Origin of the sequence: Bacillus sp. ATD, from assembly GCF_050585765.1 — a bacterium.
Classification (GTDB): Bacteria; Bacillota; Bacilli; order Bacillales; family Bacillaceae; genus Bacillus; species Bacillus stercoris.
In genome coordinates, this window is sequence record NZ_JBOBQH010000002.1 from 405,949 (window position 1) to 425,251 (window position 19,303).

The 19,303-nt window shown below is 43.1% G+C and carries 22 protein-coding genes; all 22 read left to right on the top strand.

Annotated elements, in window-relative coordinates; translation table 11 throughout:
• Window positions 1-80 precede the first annotated feature (80 nt).
• The 22 genes from ACQXR1_RS06675 (at window position 81) to trpC (ending at window position 19,299) form a co-directional block, all read left to right on the top strand.
• Complete coding sequence (locus tag ACQXR1_RS06675) at window positions 81-680, top strand: YphA family membrane protein (protein WP_430771881.1); 600 nt, start codon at window positions 81-83, stop codon at window positions 678-680.
• Window positions 677-1,570, top strand: a complete 894-nt coding sequence (locus ACQXR1_RS06680) for a YIEGIA family protein (protein ID WP_014664423.1) — start codon at window positions 677-679, stop codon at window positions 1,568-1,570. Before ACQXR1_RS06675 ends, ACQXR1_RS06680 begins: the two co-directional genes overlap by 4 nt.
• Window positions 1,567-1,761 carry a capping complex subunit for YIEGIA gene (locus tag ACQXR1_RS06685; RefSeq protein ID WP_004398137.1) on the top strand — a complete coding sequence of 65 codons (195 nt, stop codon included), beginning with the start codon at window positions 1,567-1,569 and terminating at the stop codon, window positions 1,759-1,761. Before ACQXR1_RS06680 ends, ACQXR1_RS06685 begins: the two co-directional genes overlap by 4 nt.
• A gap of 153 nt (window positions 1,762-1,914) precedes the next feature.
• Complete coding sequence (gene der / locus ACQXR1_RS06690) at window positions 1,915-3,225, top strand: ribosome biogenesis GTPase Der (protein ID WP_014664422.1); 1,311 nt, start codon at window positions 1,915-1,917, stop codon at window positions 3,223-3,225.
• Window positions 3,226-3,242: 17 nt separating this feature from the next.
• Window positions 3,243-4,280, top strand: a complete 1,038-nt coding sequence (locus ACQXR1_RS06695; RefSeq protein ID WP_095431510.1) for an NAD(P)H-dependent glycerol-3-phosphate dehydrogenase — start codon at window positions 3,243-3,245, stop codon at window positions 4,278-4,280.
• Between the two features lie 337 nt (window positions 4,281-4,617).
• The gene (locus tag ACQXR1_RS06700) at window positions 4,618-4,821 is read left to right on the top strand and encodes a DUF2768 domain-containing protein (protein ID WP_014664420.1); all 204 of its coding nucleotides are present in this window, start codon (window positions 4,618-4,620) and stop codon (window positions 4,819-4,821) included.
• A gap of 21 nt (window positions 4,822-4,842) precedes the next feature.
• Window positions 4,843-5,577: a hypothetical protein gene (locus ACQXR1_RS06705; RefSeq protein ID WP_430771882.1), complete on the top strand. Its 735-nt coding sequence runs from the start codon at window positions 4,843-4,845 to the stop codon at window positions 5,575-5,577.
• A gap of 182 nt (window positions 5,578-5,759) precedes the next feature.
• Window positions 5,760-7,238 carry a stage IV sporulation protein A gene (spoIVA, locus tag ACQXR1_RS06710; RefSeq protein ID WP_014664418.1) on the top strand — a complete coding sequence of 493 codons (1,479 nt, stop codon included), beginning with the start codon at window positions 5,760-5,762 and terminating at the stop codon, window positions 7,236-7,238.
• A 374-nt stretch (window positions 7,239-7,612) separates the two neighbouring features.
• Window positions 7,613-7,891, top strand: a complete 279-nt coding sequence (hbs, locus tag ACQXR1_RS06715) for a non-specific DNA-binding protein Hbs (protein ID WP_003153447.1) — start codon at window positions 7,613-7,615, stop codon at window positions 7,889-7,891.
• Window positions 7,892-8,078: 187 nt separating this feature from the next.
• The gene (gene folE / locus ACQXR1_RS06720; protein ID WP_326273465.1) at window positions 8,079-8,651 is read left to right on the top strand and encodes a GTP cyclohydrolase I FolE; all 573 of its coding nucleotides are present in this window, start codon (window positions 8,079-8,081) and stop codon (window positions 8,649-8,651) included.
• A 21-nt stretch (window positions 8,652-8,672) separates the two neighbouring features.
• Entirely contained in the window at window positions 8,673-8,900 is a 228-nt protein-coding gene (gene mtrB, locus ACQXR1_RS06725) for a trp RNA-binding attenuation protein MtrB (protein ID WP_003230576.1), read from the top strand.
• Window positions 8,901-9,063: 163 nt separating this feature from the next.
• On the top strand, window positions 9,064-9,819 hold the full coding sequence (gene hepS, locus ACQXR1_RS06730) for a heptaprenyl diphosphate synthase component 1 (protein WP_014664416.1): 756 nt from the start codon (window positions 9,064-9,066) through the stop codon (window positions 9,817-9,819).
• Window positions 9,820-9,825: 6 nt separating this feature from the next.
• Window positions 9,826-10,527 carry a demethylmenaquinone methyltransferase gene (menG, locus tag ACQXR1_RS06735; RefSeq protein ID WP_071580461.1) on the top strand — a complete coding sequence of 234 codons (702 nt, stop codon included), beginning with the start codon at window positions 9,826-9,828 and terminating at the stop codon, window positions 10,525-10,527.
• A 25-nt stretch (window positions 10,528-10,552) separates the two neighbouring features.
• Window positions 10,553-11,515, top strand: a complete 963-nt coding sequence (hepT, locus tag ACQXR1_RS06740) for a heptaprenyl diphosphate synthase component II (RefSeq protein WP_003246013.1) — start codon at window positions 10,553-10,555, stop codon at window positions 11,513-11,515.
• A 115-nt stretch (window positions 11,516-11,630) separates the two neighbouring features.
• Window positions 11,631-12,080 carry a nucleoside-diphosphate kinase gene (ndk, locus tag ACQXR1_RS06745; protein ID WP_010886554.1) on the top strand — a complete coding sequence of 150 codons (450 nt, stop codon included), beginning with the start codon at window positions 11,631-11,633 and terminating at the stop codon, window positions 12,078-12,080.
• A 236-nt stretch (window positions 12,081-12,316) separates the two neighbouring features.
• A complete protein-coding gene (gene cheR / locus ACQXR1_RS06750) occupies window positions 12,317-13,087 on the top strand; it encodes a protein-glutamate O-methyltransferase (RefSeq protein ID WP_243572287.1) in 771 nt (256 codons plus the stop codon).
• A gap of 74 nt (window positions 13,088-13,161) precedes the next feature.
• A complete protein-coding gene (aroC, locus tag ACQXR1_RS06755; protein ID WP_430771883.1) occupies window positions 13,162-14,334 on the top strand; it encodes a chorismate synthase in 1,173 nt (390 codons plus the stop codon).
• Window positions 14,334-15,422, top strand: coding sequence for a 3-dehydroquinate synthase (gene aroB, locus ACQXR1_RS06760; protein WP_430771884.1), 1,089 nt, complete (start codon window positions 14,334-14,336; stop codon window positions 15,420-15,422). Before aroC ends, aroB begins: the two co-directional genes overlap by 1 nt.
• Complete coding sequence (aroH, locus tag ACQXR1_RS06765; RefSeq protein ID WP_014664409.1) at window positions 15,419-15,802, top strand: chorismate mutase; 384 nt, start codon at window positions 15,419-15,421, stop codon at window positions 15,800-15,802. The genes aroB and aroH overlap by 4 nt, the downstream gene beginning before the upstream one ends.
• A 216-nt stretch (window positions 15,803-16,018) precedes the next feature.
• Window positions 16,019-17,566 (top strand): anthranilate synthase component I, encoded by a 1,548-nt coding sequence (trpE, locus tag ACQXR1_RS06770; protein WP_430771885.1) that lies wholly within the window; start codon window positions 16,019-16,021, stop codon window positions 17,564-17,566.
• On the top strand, window positions 17,538-18,554 hold the full coding sequence (gene trpD / locus ACQXR1_RS06775) for an anthranilate phosphoribosyltransferase (protein ID WP_243572291.1): 1,017 nt from the start codon (window positions 17,538-17,540) through the stop codon (window positions 18,552-18,554). Before trpE ends, trpD begins: the two co-directional genes overlap by 29 nt.
• Window positions 18,547-19,299 (top strand): indole-3-glycerol phosphate synthase TrpC, encoded by a 753-nt coding sequence (trpC, locus tag ACQXR1_RS06780; protein ID WP_040082771.1) that lies wholly within the window; start codon window positions 18,547-18,549, stop codon window positions 19,297-19,299. The genes trpD and trpC overlap by 8 nt, the downstream gene beginning before the upstream one ends.
• Window positions 19,300-19,303 lie beyond the last annotated feature (4 nt).

Sequence of the window (19,303 nt, forward strand, 5' to 3'; positions counted from 1 at the left end):
GATCATACTCCTTAATTGTGAGATAGATTGTTTAAAAAATGCGCTTGGACTCCATACTGGGAATATGGAGGAAGTGTAAAATGGAACAATTTTACTACTATTGGTCAATGTGGTTTCTGTGGGTTCTGACAACATTTATTATCGAAAAGACAAAAAGACGATTTGCCGTCTCTGTCTTTATTTTAACTAATATTATTCTTAGCATACATGACATCGCTTTATATTTTTCCCTTAATGCTGCCTATATGATGTTTTTCGTTTGCGGGTGTGTCTATGCCGGGTATTTGGGAGTGTATCGTTTCCGTTACATTCTAGTCTGTCTGACGCTTGTTGCCGCGTATGCGTTTGTTTATCTTTTTGCATTATATGACCCGGTTTGGTTCATCATAAAACCTGAGTGGGCTGCCGTTATATTAATAGTGCTTTTGACAGCTTCTGTTGAAAGGGATTTTGAGAAGCAGCTTGCCTTATTTGTCCTCGGAATGTGCCAAGGCGAACTGGTGTATTCATTTGTGATTCAGAAGTTGGCCGGGTCTTTGGCTGTCGGCGGCTTTCAATGGCTGAATGCGTGTTCTGCGGGGATGATATTGCTGTTTGGCATATCTAAATACGAACAGCTCGCAAGCCAGATTGGTCAGAAAAGCAAAAGATCAAACAAAGGAGCTACCAAAATGTCATGAGTGATTACATCTATCCGATTATTGCGGGGGTCATCGCCGGTATTGCAACAAGGCTTTATATGCTGAAAACGGATTATCGCCAGTATCCGACCTATATTCATGGGAAAGTGATTCATATCGCACTGGGGATGATAGCGGCTGGTTTAGGTGCAATTATTATGCCGGCGCTTTTGCAGCAGGAATTTACGGCCATAACATTTTTAACGTTGGCAGCGACGCAATTTAGAGATGTTCGAAACATGGAGCGGAACACATTGACGCAAATGGATTCGTATGAACTTGTCTCGAGGGGAAGCACATATATTGAGGGGATTGCCATTGCGTTTGAAAGCAGAAATTATATTGTGATCTTTACAGCGCTTCTGACAACCTCCGCGTATGTGTTTTTATCCATCTGGGCTGCAGTCATAGCGGCTGTCGTTTGTTTCTTACTGGCCATGAAATTTATGTCGGGCAGTGTGTTAAAGGATATTGTAGACATCGAGTACATAAAGCCGCGCTTTGACGGTCCGGGCTTGTTTGTTGATAATATTTATATGATGAATATCGGGCTTCCAGAGAAACAGGAGCTGATTTTAAAGCATGGCATGGGCTTTATTTTAACGCCAAAAAACTTTAATTCAGCAGCGACGATAGCCAATTTAGGGCAGCGTCAGGCGATTTTATTTGATGTTTCCAATGTGCTCGGGGTTTATCGAGATTCAGGAGAGCCGTCTCTGACCCCAATTGCAAAACGGGATTTAAATGACGGGAGAGTGGCAGTTTTTGTTCTGCCGCAAATTCACCACCCCGAAACGGCAGTACAGATTATTAGCAATGTTCCAACCCTGGAAAATGCGATTAGAATGCCGACAGAATTTATCAAGAATCAGGATAAGGTGATAGGATGAGTGAATCTCTCACGAAAGTGATTTTGTCTGTGATTACGACAAATCGAAACCGGGCTGCAGGGGGAGCGCCTGTCTTTTTTTGCAATGACCAAAAGGAGATGGAGCTTTTCGCTAAAAATCTTGAGGCGATCCTTGATGGAATAGCGCATAGAATCGGAGATGACGTGTATTTGATCGTGAAACATTTTTAAGAATAGTTGTGATCCCGGTAAAAACTGATATAATAAATGAGTTAAGCCCTTCCTCTGAAGGGTTTCTTTTCATAAAAGTGAATGAAATGATTTTAATAACCGGTTGAAAATTTATGTAAAAATGAAAGCGGCTGGATCGAAAGGAAGGGTACTATGGGTAAACCTGTCGTAGCCATTGTCGGGAGACCAAATGTAGGAAAATCCACAATCTTTAACCGGATTGCGGGAGAAAGAATTTCAATAGTAGAAGATACCCCTGGCGTGACAAGGGATCGGATATACAGCTCGGCTGAATGGCTGAATTATGATTTTAATTTGATTGATACGGGCGGTATTGATATCGGTGATGAGCCGTTCTTAGCTCAAATTCGCCAGCAGGCTGAAATCGCCATGGATGAAGCGGACGTGATCGTTTTTATGGTGAACGGCCGTGAAGGCGTGACAGCTGCTGATGAAGAAGTAGCGAAAATTTTGTACCGCACAAAAAAGCCTGTTGTTTTAGCGGTTAATAAACTGGATAACACAGAAATGAGAGCGAATATTTATGATTTTTATTCGCTAGGCTTTGGCGAGCCATATCCAATTTCGGGAACACACGGACTCGGACTGGGTGATTTACTGGATGCCGTTGCAGAGCATTTTAAAAACATTCCAGAAACGAAATACAATGAGGAAGTTGTTCAATTCTGTCTGATCGGACGTCCGAATGTCGGAAAGTCCTCACTTGTGAACGCCATGCTTGGCGAAGAACGCGTTATTGTCAGCAACGTGGCTGGAACGACAAGAGATGCTGTTGATACGTCATTTACTTACAACCAGCAGGAGTTTGTCATTGTCGATACTGCAGGTATGCGAAAAAAAGGGAAAGTCTATGAAACGACTGAGAAGTATAGTGTACTGCGGGCGCTGAAAGCGATTGACCGCTCAGAAGTCGTGGCGGTTGTGCTTGATGGCGAAGAAGGCATTATTGAACAGGACAAGCGTATCGCCGGTTATGCACACGAAGCGGGCAAGGCCGTCGTAATCGTCGTAAACAAATGGGATGCTGTTGACAAAGATGAGAGCACGATGAAAGAATTTGAAGAAAATATTCGCGATCATTTTCAATTTCTGGATTATGCGCCAATCCTATTTATGTCTGCCTTAACGAAAAAACGGATTCATACGCTGATGCCTGCAATTATCAAAGCAAGTGAAAATCATTCACTTCGAGTTCAAACGAACGTCTTAAATGATGTCATCATGGATGCTGTGGCAATGAATCCGACACCGACTCATAACGGTTCGCGTTTGAAAATTTACTATGCGACCCAAGTGTCGGTGAAGCCGCCAAGCTTCGTTGTGTTTGTAAATGATCCGGAATTGATGCATTTTTCATACGAACGGTTTTTAGAAAACCGAATCAGAGACGCGTTCGGTTTTGAGGGGACACCAATCAAAATATTTGCAAGAGCTAGAAAATAAAAAGGTGTGAATCAAACATGAAAAAAGTCACAATGCTTGGAGCGGGGAGTTGGGGAACAGCACTGGCTTTAGTTCTAACTGATAATGGAAATGAAGTGTGTGTGTGGGCTCACCGTGCAGATTTAATTCATCAAATTAATGAGTTGCATGAAAACAAGGATTATTTGCCGAATGTTAAGCTGTCTACATCCATTAAAGGAACAACAGATATGAAAGAGGCTGTTTCAGACGCAGATGTCATTATCGTTGCGGTTCCGACAAAAGCGATTCGGGAAGTGCTGAGGCAGGCTGTCCCTTTTATAACGAAAAAGGCAGTCTTTGTCCATGTCAGCAAGGGGATAGAGCCGGATTCACTCCTGCGCATTTCTGAAATTATGGAAGTAGAGCTTCCGAGTGATGTCAGAAAAGATATCGTTGTCCTTTCCGGTCCGAGTCATGCGGAAGAAGTAGGGCTGCGGCACCCCACAACTGTTACTGCATCTTCAAAAAGCATGAAAGCAGCGGAAGAGGTGCAGGATTTATTTATTAATCATAATTTTCGGGTGTACACAAATCCTGACGTTATCGGAGTTGAAATCGGAGGGGCTTTAAAAAATATTATCGCCCTTGCTGCAGGAATTACAGACGGTTTAGGGTACGGCGACAACGCCAAAGCTGCCTTGATTACACGCGGACTTGCCGAAATCGCGAGACTTGGAACGAAAATGGGCGGGAATCCCTTGACGTTCTCTGGATTGACAGGAGTAGGCGATCTAATTGTGACATGCACAAGTGTTCATTCAAGAAACTGGCGTGCAGGCAATTTGCTCGGAAAAGGGTACAAGCTTGAGGACGTTCTTGAAGAGATGGGAATGGTAGTCGAAGGCGTCCGCACGACGAAAGCGGCTTACCAGCTTTCGAAGAAATATGATGTCAAAATGCCGATTACAGAGGCGCTCCATCAGGTTCTATTCAACGGACAAAAAGTGGAAACCGCTGTTGAATCTTTAATGGCGAGAGGGAAAACCCACGAGATGGAGGATTTGGTAAATACGTTTGAGAATCAAGTGAAGTAAAAGTGTCAATCGTATAGTGAATCGCATATCTTAATTGAACGAAAGCCCGAAAAACAGAAGAATACCCAAGTCTTGGGATCTCCTGAAACATTTTGCCGATTTAGGCAATAGAGGATGCATCTGTATGCCAAGTCGCATACTATAGCATCGAAGTCCAAGAGAGTGTTTCTTAAACGTGCAGGTGAATATAGTCAAGTTGACTGAAGCGAAGGTCCCCCTCTTTGCTTCAGTTTTTTTGTTCTATCAAAGGATGGAAAATCTGGTTGATCTTTTCCGTTGCTGTATATTAAAATAAAATATAACGCTTACATCATACATATCGGGGAGGCGCACGTCATTGAATCTGGCATTGATGAAAATGTGGTTTGCTCTAGGGTCCATGGGTTTGATGTTTCTGGCTGTCGCTTCCATCTATTTCAGTCGCTTTAAGTGCCAAAACCGTTTTTTGAAGATTACGATTTCATCATTCGCTTACATGTGTATGCTCATATCTGGAATTATTGTGTTTGTCGTGGTTTTTAGCGGCCCTGTCAATGAATAAAGCTGTAAAAGGAAGTGCTGTATGGGTAAACTGAAGTGCGCTATCATTTTTGCGGCAGTCGTGTTTTTATCCGGTTGTTTGTATCCGAATGAACGGAAAAGCAGTGTGCATGCCATTCCTTATCAAGACCAGCTGCAGCAGGTTCAGTCTGCTGTTGATGAATTTCAAAAGGCAAATGGAGGGCTGCTTCCAATTCAAACCAAAGATATGTCGACTCCGCTATATCAAAAATATCCGATAGACTTTAACCGGTTAGCGCCAAGATACATAGCTGAACCTCCGAGTACGGCATATGAAAGCGGGGGAGACTATCAATACGTGCTTGTTGACGTAGAGAACGATCCGACTGTTAAATTAATTGATCTGAAGATGGCTGAAAAAATTCGCGATGTGAAATTGCGTATCCAAATGTACCGTCAGGAGCATCAATATCCGCCTTACAAGGATGTGCTATCTCATGATTTATTTACACTCGATGAGAAGAAGCTGAGGGATGGAAGCTCTCTTACAGTGACAAGCCCAATCTCAGGGGATTCCTTGCCGCTTATGATTGACGGAGACGGAGAAATATATGCCGATTACCGGACTGAGCTGGCTTCTTATCTCAAAAAAAGCAAAAAAACGTTTAAACCCGGGACTGAAATCCAGGATATAATTTGGCAAGAAACCCCCTTTGTCCCTGCGTTTTCTGTGAAATATACGGTAAATGACAAGCAGGAACCTGTTTTTTTAGAAAATGATATGAAAAAGGAATGAACCTTTCTCCCTTGCATACAAATAGGGAGAAAGGTTTTTTTATACTTTAATAGATTGAGGATGAGAAATTTTCTAAAGATGTCATATTCAAATAGGACAACGTCATACACATATAGTGTCCTGTGTTTGATTGAAAGAGCTTAATAAAATTGATAAGGATAGGAAGTCCGGGAGGGGATCACTTGGAAAAGGTCGATATTTTCAAGGATATCGCTGAACGAACAGGAGGCGATATATACTTAGGAGTCGTAGGTGCTGTCCGTACAGGAAAATCCACGTTTATTAAAAAATTTATGGAGCTTGTGGTGCTCCCGAATATCAGTAACGAAGCAGACCGGGCCCGAGCGCAGGATGAACTGCCGCAAAGCGCAGCCGGCAAAACAATTATGACTACAGAGCCTAAATTTGTTCCGAATCAGGCGATGTCTGTTCATGTGTCAGACGGACTCGATGTGAATATAAGATTAGTAGATTGTGTAGGTTACACAGTGCCCGGCGCTAAAGGGTATGAAGATGAAAACGGGCCGCGGATGATCAACACGCCTTGGTACGAAGAACCGATCCCATTTCATGAGGCTGCTGAAATCGGCACACGAAAAGTCATTCAAGAACACTCGACCATAGGAGTTGTCATTACGACAGACGGCACCATTGGAGATATCGCCAGAAGTGACTATATAGAGGCTGAAGAAAGAGTCATTGAAGAGCTGAAAGAGGTTGGCAAACCCTTTATTATGGTCATCAACTCAGTCAGGCCGTATCACCCGGAAACGGAGGCTATGCGCCAGGATTTAAGCGAAAAATATGATATCCCGGTATTGGCAATGAGTGTAGAGAGCATGCGGGAATCAGATGTGCTGAGTGTGCTCAGAGAGGCCCTCTACGAGTTTCCGGTGCTTGAAGTGAATGTCAATCTCCCAAGCTGGGTAATGGTGCTGAAAGAAAACCATTGGCTGCGTGAAAGCTATCAGGAGTCTGTGAAGGAAACGGTTAAGGATATTAAACGGCTCCGGGACGTAGACAGGGTTGTCGGCCAATTTAGCGAGTTTGAGTTCATTGAAAGTGCCGGCTTAGCCGGAATTGAGCTGGGCCAAGGGGTGGCAGAAATTGATTTGTACGCGCCTGATCATCTATATGATCAAATCCTGAAAGAAGTTGTGGGCGTTGAAATCAGAGGAAGAGACCATCTGCTTGAGCTCATGCAAGACTTCGCCCATGCGAAAACAGAATATGATCAAGTGTCTGAGGCCTTAAAAATGGTCAAACAGACGGGATACGGCATCGCAGCGCCTGCTTTAGCTGATATGAGTCTTGATGAGCCGGAAATTATAAGACAGGGCTCGCGATTCGGTGTGAGGCTGAAAGCTGTCGCTCCGTCGATCCATATGATCAAAGTCGACGTCGAAAGCGAATTCGCCCCGATTATTGGAACGGAAAAACAAAGTGAAGAGCTTGTACGTTATTTAATGCAGGACTTTGAGGATGATCCGCTCTCCATTTGGAATTCCGATATATTCGGAAGGTCACTGAGCTCAATTGTGAGAGAAGGGATTCAGGCGAAGCTGTCACTCATGCCTGAAAACGCACGGTATAAATTAAAAGAAACGTTAGAAAGAATCATAAACGAAGGCTCTGGCGGCTTAATCGCCATTATCCTGTAATACCGGTAGACCTCTTTATAGAATGGGAGGTCTTTTTTCTTTGCTCTTAATAATGGAAAAGGATCAAGGAATAGGATGAAAAAAGTAAAAAAAGGAATATTTGTTCGATAAATCACGTTAAATCCTTGACGAGCAAGGGATTGACGCTTTAAAATGCTTGATATGGCTTTTTATATGTGTTACTCTACATACAGAAATTCTTCACTTTGTTGGACAAACATTCCTCAGAGTGCAGTTTTTCTTAAAAAGCCGTTTAATTGTCTTTCTCTTGCCTGCTCTTATTTTTTTCTGAGACAGGTTTAGAATCAGACTGAACTGTGAAGAAATGATAATAAACGAACTGAATGTATTCCTTTTGGGAGGAGGTGAAAGGCATGAACAAAACAGAACTTATCAATGCGGTTGCAGAAGCAAGCGAATTGTCTAAAAAAGACGCTACAAAAGCAGTTGACTCTGTTTTTGATACGATCTTAGATGCACTTAAAAACGGTGATAAAATCCAACTGATCGGTTTTGGTAACTTCGAGGTGCGTGAACGTTCTGCACGTAAAGGACGCAACCCTCAAACAGGTGAAGAAATCGAAATTCCTGCAAGCAAAGTACCTGCTTTCAAACCAGGTAAAGCGCTTAAAGACGCAGTTGCCGGAAAATAATTGTGAATATAGATCGTGTATGCATCTAGCTTACATACACTTTATTTCTTCACAGAAAAGCCCCTTTCTAAGGGGCTTTTCATATTTCAAGAGCATGGGCTTCCTGACAGGGCATTCACTTTGCTTTTAGCGGGGCATGTGTGCTAGAATCGAAATTAAATGTATTCATTGGTGGAGGACATAGAACATGAAAGAAGTTAATAAAGAGCAAATCGAACAAGCTGTTCGTCAAATTTTAGAAGCGATCGGAGAAGACCCGAATAGAGAAGGGCTTCTTGATACTCCGAAAAGAGTCGCAAAGATGTATGCCGAAGTATTCTCCGGCTTGAATGAAGATCCAAAAGAACATTTCCAGACTATCTTCGGTGAAAACCATGAGGAGCTTGTTCTTGTAAAAGATATCGCGTTTCATTCTATGTGTGAGCATCACCTGGTTCCCTTTTATGGAAAAGCACATGTTGCATATATACCGCGAGGCGGAAAGGTCACCGGACTCAGCAAGCTGGCACGTGCCGTTGAAGCCGTTGCAAAGCGTCCGCAGCTTCAGGAACGCATCACTTCGACAATCGCGGAAAGCATCGTACAAACGCTTGACCCGCATGGCGTAATGGTTGTGGTTGAAGCAGAACACATGTGCATGACGATGCGCGGTGTAAGAAAACCGGGTGCGAAAACTGTCACTTCAGCAGTCAGAGGCGTTTTTAAAGATGATGCCGCTGCCCGTGCAGAAGTACTGGAGCATATTAAACGTCAGGACTAATAAAGATAGAGGGTGCTATAAATGAATCAAAAGCATTCAAGTGATTTTGTCGTCATTAAAGCGGTTGAGGATGGAGTAAATGTGATCGGCCTGACAAGAGGAACAGACACAAAGTTTCACCATTCCGAAAAACTCGACAAGGGAGAAGTGATCATCGCTCAGTTTACAGAACATACTTCTGCCATCAAAGTCAGAGGAGAGGCACTGATTCAAACCGCGTACGGAGAAATGAAAAGCGAAAAAAAATAAGCTGGCTGTCCCCGCTGTTAAAAGCAAATGCTCGCAAACAGCGGGAGGATACAGCCAATTTCTTTTTTTTATGCTATAATGATATCTGCGTAAGCGAATGAAAAGATAAGACTCTTACATAGATTAAGAAATAAATGTGAATTTGGGGACAAGGGTGATATTTTTGCAAGACATCTACGGAACTTTAGCCAATTTGAACACAAAATTAAAACAAAAGCTGTCTCATCCTTATTTAGCGAAGCATATTTCTGCGCCGAAAATTGATGAGGATAAGCTTCTTCTTTTTCATGCTTTATTTGAAGAAGCAGACATAAAAAACAACGACAGAGAAAATTATATTGTAACAGCGATGCTTGTACAAAGCGCCCTTGATACCCATGATGAAGTGACGACAGCTAGAGTCATAAAACGAGACGAAAACAAAAACCGCCAATTGACTGTTCTCGCGGGCGATTATTTCAGCGGGCTGTACTACTCTTTACTATCTGAAATGAAGGATATCTACATGATTCGGACGCTTGCTACAGCTATCAAAGAAATCAATGAACATAAAATTCGCCTATATGACCGTTCTTTCAAGGACGAAAACGATTTTTTCGAAAGTGTCGGCATCGTTGAATCAGCTTTATTCCATCGTGTGGCAGAACACTTCAACCTTCCGCGCTGGAAAAAGCTGTCGAGTGATTTTTTTGTATTTAAGCGGCTTATGAACGGGAATGATACATTTCTGGATGTGATCGGCAGTTTTATACAGCTTGGAAAAACAAAAGAAGAGATATTAGAAGATTGTTTTAAAAAAGCGAAAAACAGCGTTGAGTCACTTTTGCCTCTAAATTCTCCTATTCAGAACATTTTATTAAACCGTCTGAAGACAATCAGCCAAGATCAAACCTATCATCAGAAAGTGGAAGAAGGGTAAACCATTATGCAGGACTCAAAAGAACAGCGCGTACACGGAGTATTTGAAAAAATATATAAAAACTATGACCAAATGAACTCTGTCATCAGTTTTCAGCAGCATAAAAAATGGCGCGATAAAACGATGCGCATCATGGATGTAAAAGAAGGCGCCAAAGCACTCGATGTATGCTGCGGAACGGCTGACTGGACGATCGCTCTTGCGAAAGCGGCCGGCAAAAGCGGCGAGATCAAGGGCTTGGATTTCAGTGAAAATATGCTGAGTGTCGGCCAGCAGAAAGTAAAAGACGGCGGATTCAGCCAAATCGAACTGCTGCATGGAAATGCGATGGAGCTTCCTTTTGATGATGATACATTTGATTATGTCACCATTGGCTTCGGACTCCGCAACGTCCCTGATTACTTAACTGTATTGAAAGAGATGAGACGTGTAGTGAAGCCGGGCGGCCAGGTTGTATGTCTGGAAACGTCTCAACCGGAAATGTTCGGATTCAGACAGGCTTACTTTATGTACTTTAAGTACATTATGCCGTTTTTCGGAAAACTGTTTGCGAAGAGCTATAAAGAATATTCTTGGCTTCAAGAATCAGCCAGAGAATTCCCTGGAATGAAGGAACTGGCAGGCCTGTTTGAAGAGGCGGGCCTAAAAAATGTTAAATATCATTCGTTTACTGGCGGAGTCGCTGCCACGCATATCGGATGGAAATGAAAACACAGATGTTTGGGTGAATGATATGAAATTTAAAATGGCCTACTCTTTTTTAAATGACGATATTGATGTAATCGAAAGAGAACTTGAACAAACCGTACGTTCCGATTATCCGCTTTTAAGCGAGGCGGGGCTTCACCTGCTGCAGGCCGGAGGGAAACGTATTCGGCCTGTTTTCGTACTGCTTTCAGGCATGTTTGGCGATTACGATATTAATAAGATTAAATATGTGGCTGTCACTCTGGAAATGATTCACATGGCATCTCTGGTTCATGATGATGTCATTGATGATGCGGAGCTTCGCCGAGGGAAACCGACAATCAAAGCAAAGTGGGACAATCGTATTGCGATGTACACAGGCGATTATATGCTTGCGGGATCTCTTGAAATGATGACGAGAATTAACGAACCGAAAGCCCATAGAATTTTATCGCAGACGATCGTTGAAGTTTGTCTAGGAGAAATCGAGCAGATCAAAGACAAATACAACATGGAACAAAATCTCAGAACATATCTCCGCCGTATTAAAAGAAAAACGGCTCTCTTGATCGCGGTCAGCTGCCAGCTCGGTGCCATTGCGTCTGGCGCTGATGAGAAGATTCATAAGGCGCTGTACTGGTTTGGATATTACGTCGGTATGTCTTACCAAATTATTGATGATATTCTTGATTTCACTTCAACTGAAGAAGAGCTGGGCAAACCCGTTGGAGGAGATTTGCTTCAAGGGAACGTCACATTGCCAGTGCTGTATGCCCTGAAAAATCCAGCATTAAAGAACCAGCTTAAATTGATTAACAGTGAGACAACGCAGGAACAGCTTGAACCAATCATTGAAGAAATCAAAAAAACGGATGCCATTGAAGCATCTATGGCAGTAAGCGAAATGTATTTGCAGAAAGCTTTCCAGAAATTAAATACGCTTCCCAGAGGTCGCGCGCGCTCGTCTCTTGCAGCCATCGCAAAATATATCGGTAAAAGAAAATTTTAATTTTTGTAGATATTAAGAAATTTCTCCGCCCCGGATTGATTAATTATCAGAAAGATGTTACGATTTCGGTGTGCAGTGTGAAAGCCTATACATACATAATGATGGGGTGGAGAATATGATGGAAAAGACTTTTATCATGGTGAAACCAGACGGTGTCCAACGTCAGCTCATTGGGGACATTTTATCTAGATTCGAACGTAAGGGCTTACAATTAGCTGGTGCCAAGTTAATGAGAGTGACTGAACAAATGGCTGAGAAACACTACGCCGAACATCAAGGGAAGCCTTTCTTCGGAGAGCTCGTTGAGTTTATTACTTCAGGACCTGTATTCGCAATGGTGTGGGAAGGCGAAAATGTCATTGAAGTGACGAGACAGCTGATCGGAAAGACAAATCCTAAAGAAGCTTTACCTGGTACGATTCGGGGAGATTATGGCATGTTTGTCGGGAAAAACATCATCCACGGCTCTGATTCTCTCGAAAGTGCAGAACGCGAGATTAACATTTTCTTTAAGAATGAAGAATTAGTGTCATATCAGCAGCTTATGGCAGGCTGGATCTATTAATCATTGTGAAAATATGTAACAGAGCCGGCATTATTGAACGCCGCCGGTTTTTGAACTGTTTTGTAAAGGTTTACATTAAAGTGAATAAAGGGTTCAATGGCAGTGTGCATCAGGCCTCTGCCTTTCCCAATGATCTAAAATCAGCTGAAAAGCTGATTTTTTTATTGAATTAATACAATTTCCTGATAAAACAAGCTATACTAGGACAAAAAGACAGCGAGACTGGGAGAGTAGAGATGGATACATACAGCGTTTTTACAACGAAATGGAAACAATTAACCGGAGTCGATTTGACACTATATAAAGAGTCACAAATGAAGAGAAGGCTAACATCACTTTATGAGAAAAAGGGGTTCCAAAGCTTTAAGGACTTTGCAGCGGCATTGGAAAAGGATCAAGCTCTCTTAAATGAAACATTGGACAGAATGACGATCAATGTTTCAGAATTTTATCGTAATTATAAAAGATGGGAAGTTCTTGAGACTGCAATTCTGCCGTTAATCAAGACCTCTAGACCTTTAAAGATTTGGAGTGCCGCCTGCTCAACGGGGGAGGAGCCATACACGCTTGCCATGCTTTTGGACCAGCAAAAAGGTCTTCCGGGCTATCAGATTTTGGCAACGGATATTGATGAAAAAGCATTAGAAAAAGCGAAAAAAGGTGTCTATCAGGAGCGGTCTTTACAGGAAGTGCCGTTATCAGTAAAGGATCGTTATTTTACTCAAAACGCAAATGGAAGTTATGAAGTAAAACCGGGAATCAAAAAGAATATTACATTCAAAAAGCACAATCTGCTGGCGGATCGTTATGAACAAGACTTTGACTTAATCGTGTGCCGCAATGTATTTATTTACTTTACAGAAAGCGCGAAGGAAGAGCTTTATTTAAAAATGGCAAATAGCTTGAAAAAGAATGGAGTTCTTTTTGTCGGCAGCACCGAGCAAATCTTCAACCCTGAGAAATTCGGCCTGGCTCCAGCCGATACATTCTTTTATCAAAAAAGATAGACTGACTTTTTGCTGAAAAATATGTTATAGTAGTCTTACTTAAAAGCGTTAATGCGATGAAGGGAGAAGAAGTCATGAGATATTTAACAGCCGGAGAATCACACGGCCCCCAACTGACAACCATTATTGAAGGTGTGCCTGCCGGGCTTTACATACAGGAGGAAGATATCAATTTTGAGCTTGCCAGACGCCAAAAAGGCCACGGCCGCGGCCGTCGCATGCAGATCGAAAAAGACCAGGCCAAAATTATGAGTGGGGTGCGCCATGCACGTACACTCGGCTCACCAATTGCTCTCGTTGTTGAAAATAACGATTGGAAGCATTGGACAAAAATCATGGGTGCCGCTCCGATTACAGAAGATGAAGAGAAGGAAATGAAGCGCCAAATTTCCAGACCGAGACCTGGGCACGCTGACTTAAATGGCGCGATTAAATATAATCATCGTGATATGAGAAATGTGCTTGAGCGCTCTTCAGCAAGGGAAACAACTGTCAGAGTGGCGGCAGGGGCTGTTGCTAAAAAGATTCTTTCTGAGCTCGGCATTAAGGTGGCGGGCCACGTGTTGCAAATTGGCGCAGTTAAAGCTGAAAAAACAGCATATACGTCAATTGAAGACCTGCAGCGTGTAACGGAGGAGTCTCCTGTCAGATGCTACGATGAAGAGGCAGGCAAAAAAATGATGGATGCCATTGATGAAGCGAAGGCAAACGGAGATTCGATCGGCGGAATTGTGGAAGTCATTGTCGAGGGAATGCCAGTAGGTGTGGGCAGCTATGTCCATTATGACCGCAAACTGGACAGCAAGCTTGCTGCAGCTGTACTGTCAATTAACGCATTTAAAGGTGTTGAATTCGGGATCGGATTTGAGGCGGCGGGCCGAAATGGAAGTGAAGTCCATGACGAGATCATTTGGGACGAGGAAAAAGGCTACACGCGTGCCACCAACAGACTTGGAGGACTGGAAGGCGGCATGACAACAGGGATGCCGATTGTTGTCCGCGGAGTCATGAAGCCGATTCCGACTTTGTATAAACCGCTGAAAAGTGTCGATATTGAAACGAAAGAACCGTTTTCCGCCAGCATTGAACGTTCTGACAGCTGTGCTGTTCCTGCGGCAAGTGTAGTAGCTGAAGCGGCTGTCGCTTGGGAAATTGCGAACGCAGTCGTTGAACAATTCGGCTTAGATCAAATCGACCGCATTAGAGAAAATGTGGAGAATATGAGAAAACTGTCGAGGGAATTTTAATGAAGACACTGCATGTTCAAACTGCTTCTTCATCGTATCCTGTTTTTATCGGACAAGGCATCAGAAAAAAGGCTTGCGATCTATTAACCTCCTTAAACAGGCCTTTAACAAGGATCATGCTTGTTACGGATGAAGAGGTGGACCGCCTGTATGGCGATGAAATGCTTCATTTGCTGCAAGAAAAGTGGCCTGTGAAAAAAGTGACGGTACCGAGTGGAGAGCAGGCGAAATCCATGGACATGTATACGAAATTGCAGAGTGAAGCGATTCGTTTTCATCTGGATCGCTCCTCTTGTATCATCGCATTCGGTGGCGGTGTTGTAGGGGATCTTGCCGGTTTTGTGGCTGCCACTTTTATGCGCGGCATTGATTTCATCCAAATGCCTACGACTCTCTTGGCGCATGACAGCGCAGTCGGAGGAAAAGTAGCTGTGAACCATCCGCTTGGAAAAAATCTAATCGGTGCGTTTTACCAGCCGAAAGCCGTGCTCTACGATACAGATTTCCTGCGTTCTCTGCCTGAAAAAGAACTTCGGTCCGGAATGGCAGAAGTGATTAAACACGCTTTTATCTACGACAGAGCGTTTCTGGAAGAGCTGCTGAATGTCCGCTCACTTCGTGATATCACTAATGATCAGCTGAATGACATGATTTTTAAAGGCATTTCAATTAAAGCGTCTGTTGTTCAGCAGGATGAAAAAGAAGAGGGGATAAGAGCTTACTTAAACTTTGGGCATACGCTCGGCCATGCCGTTGAGGCGGAATATGGCTACGGGCAAATCACTCACGGTGATGCAGTAGCCCTCGGAATGCAGTTTGCTTTATATATAAGCGAAAAGACTGCAGGCTGTGAAATGGACAGAAAACGTTTGGTCAGCTGGCTAAAACGTTTGGGTTATCCAACTCAAATCAGAAAAGAGACGGAAACTTCGGTTCTCTTGGACCGTATGATGAATGATAAGAAAACCCGAGGCGGGAAGATTCAGTTTATTGTGCTCAACGAATTAGGGAAAGTTGCTGATCACACATTTTCAAGAAATGAACTTGAGAGCTGGCTGAACAAATGGCGATTGGAGGAGACATCATGATGATTCGCGGAATTCGCGGAGCAACTACAGTTGAACGGGATACCGAAGAAGAAATTTTACAAAAAACAAAACAGCTGTTAGAGAAAATCATAGAAGAAAATCAAACAAAACCGGAAGATGTTGTTCAAATGCTTCTTTCGGCTACACCTGATTTGCACTCTGTTTTCCCGGCAAAAGCTGTTCGCGAGCTTTCAGGATGGCAGTATGTACCGGTAACATGTATGCAGGAAATGGACGTAACAGGCGGTCTAAAAAAGTGCATAAGAGTCATGATGACGGTCCAGACAGATGTCCCTCAGGATCAGATCAGACATGTATATTTAGAAAAAGCCGTCGTATTGAGGCCCGATTTATCATTGACAAAAAATACTGAATTGTAATACGATAAGAACAGCTTAGAAATACACAAGAGTGTGTATAAAGCGATTAGAATGAGTTGAGTTAGAGAATAGGGTAGCAGAGAATGAGTTTAGTTGAGCTGAGACATGTATGTTTATTCTACCCAAAAGAAGTCTTTCTTTTGGGTTTATTTGTTATATAATATTTTATCCTCTCATGCCATCTTCTCATTCTCCTTGCCATAAGGAGTGAGAACATTGAATTTCCAATCAAACATTTCCGCATTTTTAGAGGACAGCTTGTCCCACCACACGATACCGATTGTGGAGACCTTCACAGTCGATACACTGACACCAATTCAAATGATAGAGAAGCTCGATAGGGAGATTACGTATCTTCTTGAAAGCAAGGACGATACATCAGCTTGGTCAAGATATTCGTTTATCGGTCTGAATCCATTTCTCACAATTAAAGAAGAACAGTACCGATTTGCAGCCGTTGATCAGGACAGCAAATCTCTTTACACGGGAAATGAACTAAAGGACGTACTGAACTGGATGAATGCCACATACAAAATCAAAACACCTGAGCTTGGCATTCCTTTTGTCGGCGGGGCTGTCGGGTACTTAAGTTATGATATGATCCCGCTGATTGAGCCTTCTGTTCCTTCGCATACAAAAGAAACAGAAATGGAAAAGTGTATGCTGTTTGTTTGCCGGACATTAATTGCGTATGATCATGAAACCAAAAACGTCCACTTTATCCAGTATGCAAGGCTCAATGGAGAGGAAACAGAAAACGAAAAAATTGATGTGTTCCATCAAAATCATCAAGAGCTCCAACATCTCATCGAAAAAATGATGGACCAAAAAAACATAAAAGAGCTGTTTCTCTCTGTTGATTCATACAAGACACCCAGCTTTGAGACAGTATCTTCTAATTATGAAAAATCGGCTTTTATGGCTGATGTAGAAAAAATCAAAGGCTATATAAAAGCAGGAGATATCTTTCAGGGCGTTTTGTCACAAAAATTTGAGGTTCCGATAAAAGCAGATGCTTTTGAGTTATACCGAGTGCTTAGGATCGTCAATCCTTCTCCGTATATGTATTATATGAAACTGCAAGACAGAGAAATAGTTGGCAGTTCTCCGGAACGGTTAATTCACGTTCAGGACGGGCACTTGGAAATCCATCCGATTGCCGGTACGAGAAAACGCGGTGCAGACAAAACCGAAGATGAGAGACTGAAAGTTGAACTGATGAAGGATGAAAAAGAAAAGGCGGAGCATTACATGCTCGTTGATCTTGCACGAAACGATATCGGCAGAGTAGCAGAGTATGGGTCTGTTTCTGTGCCGGAGTTCACAAAAATTGTCTCCTTTTCACATGTCATGCACATTATCTCGGTGGTTACAGGCCAACTGAAAAAAGGGGTTCATCCCGTTGATGCACTGATGTCTGCTTTCCCGGCGGGGACTTTAACAGGAGCACCTAAAATTCGTGCCATGCAGCTTTTGCAAGAGCTCGAACCAACACCGAGAGAGACATACGGAGGGTGTATTGCCTACATTGGGTTTGACGGGAATATCGACTCTTGTATTACGATTCGCACGATGAGTGTAAAGAACGGTGTTGCATCGATACAGGCAGGTGCCGGCATTGTTGCTGATTCTGTCCCGGAAACCGAATACGAAGAAAGCTGTAATAAAGCCGGTGCGCTGCTGAAAACGATTCATATTGCAGAAGACATGTTTCATAGCAAGGAGGATAAAGCTGATGAACAAATTTCTACAATTGTGCGTTGACGGAAAAACCCTTTCAGCCGGTGAGGCTGAAGCGCTGATGAATATGATGATGGCAGCGGAAATGACTCCTTCTGAAATGGGCGGTATATTGTCTATTCTTGCCCATCGGGGAGAGACACCAGAAGAGCTTACGGGTTTTATGAAGGCAATGCGGGCACACGCTCTTACAGTCGATGGGCTTCCTGATGTCGTTGATACATGCGGAACCGGGGGAGACGGTATTTCCACTTTTAATATCTCAACGGCATCGGCAATTGTTGCCTCGGCAGCTGGCGCGAAAATCGCTAAGCATGGCAATCGCTCTGTCTCTTCTAAAAGCGGAAGCGCTGATGTTTTAGAGGAGCTAGAGGTTTCAATTCAAACTACTCCTGAGAAGGTCAAAACAAGCATTGAAACAAACAACATGGGATTTCTATTTGCGCCGCTTTATCATTCGTCTATGAAACATGTAGCAGGTACTAGAAAAGAGCTAGGTTTCAGAACGGTATTTAACCTGCTCGGACCGCTAAGCAATCCTTTGCAGGCGCAGCGTCAGGTGATCGGGGTCTATTCCGTTGAAAAAGCTGGACTGATGGCAAGCGCACTAGAGTCATTTCAGCCGAAGCATGTCATGTTCGTATCAAGCCGTGACGGTTTAGATGAGCTTTCAATTACAGCACCGACTGACGTGATTGAATTAAAGGATGGAGAGCGCCGGGAATATACGGTTTCACCCGAAGATTTTGGTTTCGCAAATGGCAGACTTGAAGATTTACAGGTGCAGTCACCGAAAGAGAGCGCTTGTCTCATTCAGAATATTTTTGAAAATAAAAGCAGCAGTTCCGCTTTATCTATAACGGCTTTTAATGCGGGTGCTGCGATTTACACGGCGGGAATTACCGACTCACTGAAGGAAGGAACGGAGCTGGCGTTAGAGACGATTACAAGCGGAGGCGCTGCTGCGCAGCTTGAACGACTAAAACAGAAAGAGGAAGAGATCTATGCTTGAAAATATCATCAAACAAAAGAAAGAAGAAGTGAAAACACTGGTTCTGCCGGTAGAGCAGCCTTTCGAAAAACGTTCATTTAAAGATGCGTTGGCAAGCCCGAATCGGTTTATCGGGCTGATTGCCGAAGTGAAGAAAGCATCACCGTCAAAAGGGCTGATTAAAGAGGATTTTGTCCCTGTGCGGATTGCAAAAGACTATGAAGCTGCGAAGGCAGATGCGCTTTCCGTTTTAACAGACACCCCGTTTTTTCAAGGGGAAAACAGCTATTTATCAGATGTAAAGCGCGCTGTTTCGATTCCTGTACTCAGAAAAGATTTTATTATTGATTCTCTTCAAGTGGAGGAATCAAGAAGAATCGGTGCGGATGCCATATTGTTAATCGGCGAGGTGCTTGACCCTTTACACCTCTATGAATTATATCTTGAAGCAGGCGAAAAGGGGATGGACGTGTTAGTGGAGGTTCATGATGCATCAACGCTAGAACAAATATTGAAAGTGTTCACACCTGATATTCTCGGTGTAAATAACCGAAACCTAAAGACGTTTGAAACATCTGTAAAGCAGACAGAACAAATCGCATCTCTCGTTCCGAAAGAATCTCTGCTTGTCAGCGAAAGCGGAATCGGTTCTTTAGAACATTTAACATTTGTCAACGAACATGGGGCGCGAGCTGTACTTATCGGTGAATCATTGATGAGACAAACTTCTCAGCGAAAAGCAATCCATGCTTTGTTTGGGGAGTGAGGTT

What these genes read in the sequence shown, in the direction of transcription:
- ACQXR1_RS06680 (WP_014664423.1), top strand. Translation starts at nt 677, where the DNA reads ATGAGTGATTACATCTATCCGATTATTGCGGGGGTCATCGCCGGTATT.
- ndk (WP_010886554.1), top strand. Translation starts at nt 11,631, where the DNA reads ATGATGGAAAAGACTTTTATCATGGTGAAACCAGACGGTGTCCAACGT.
- aroC (WP_430771883.1), top strand. Translation starts at nt 13,162, where the DNA reads ATGAGATATTTAACAGCCGGAGAATCACACGGCCCCCAACTGACAACC.
- mtrB (WP_003230576.1), top strand. Translation starts at nt 8,673, where the DNA reads ATGAATCAAAAGCATTCAAGTGATTTTGTCGTCATTAAAGCGGTTGAG.
- menG (WP_071580461.1), top strand. Translation starts at nt 9,826, where the DNA reads ATGCAGGACTCAAAAGAACAGCGCGTACACGGAGTATTTGAAAAAATA.
- ACQXR1_RS06675 (WP_430771881.1), top strand. Translation starts at nt 81, where the DNA reads ATGGAACAATTTTACTACTATTGGTCAATGTGGTTTCTGTGGGTTCTG.
- trpC (WP_040082771.1), top strand. Translation starts at nt 18,547, where the DNA reads ATGCTTGAAAATATCATCAAACAAAAGAAAGAAGAAGTGAAAACACTG.
- ACQXR1_RS06705 (WP_430771882.1), top strand. Translation starts at nt 4,843, where the DNA reads ATGGGTAAACTGAAGTGCGCTATCATTTTTGCGGCAGTCGTGTTTTTA.
- trpD (WP_243572291.1), top strand. Translation starts at nt 17,538, where the DNA reads ATGAACAAATTTCTACAATTGTGCGTTGACGGAAAAACCCTTTCAGCC.
- der (WP_014664422.1), top strand. Translation starts at nt 1,915, where the DNA reads ATGGGTAAACCTGTCGTAGCCATTGTCGGGAGACCAAATGTAGGAAAA.
- aroB (WP_430771884.1), top strand. Translation starts at nt 14,334, where the DNA reads ATGAAGACACTGCATGTTCAAACTGCTTCTTCATCGTATCCTGTTTTT.
- hepT (WP_003246013.1), top strand. Translation starts at nt 10,553, where the DNA reads ATGAAATTTAAAATGGCCTACTCTTTTTTAAATGACGATATTGATGTA.
- folE (WP_326273465.1), top strand. Translation starts at nt 8,079, where the DNA reads ATGAAAGAAGTTAATAAAGAGCAAATCGAACAAGCTGTTCGTCAAATT.
- ACQXR1_RS06695 (WP_095431510.1), top strand. Translation starts at nt 3,243, where the DNA reads ATGAAAAAAGTCACAATGCTTGGAGCGGGGAGTTGGGGAACAGCACTG.
- ACQXR1_RS06685 (WP_004398137.1), top strand. Translation starts at nt 1,567, where the DNA reads ATGAGTGAATCTCTCACGAAAGTGATTTTGTCTGTGATTACGACAAAT.
- hbs (WP_003153447.1), top strand. Translation starts at nt 7,613, where the DNA reads ATGAACAAAACAGAACTTATCAATGCGGTTGCAGAAGCAAGCGAATTG.
- aroH (WP_014664409.1), top strand. Translation starts at nt 15,419, where the DNA reads ATGATGATTCGCGGAATTCGCGGAGCAACTACAGTTGAACGGGATACC.
- cheR (WP_243572287.1), top strand. Translation starts at nt 12,317, where the DNA reads ATGGATACATACAGCGTTTTTACAACGAAATGGAAACAATTAACCGGA.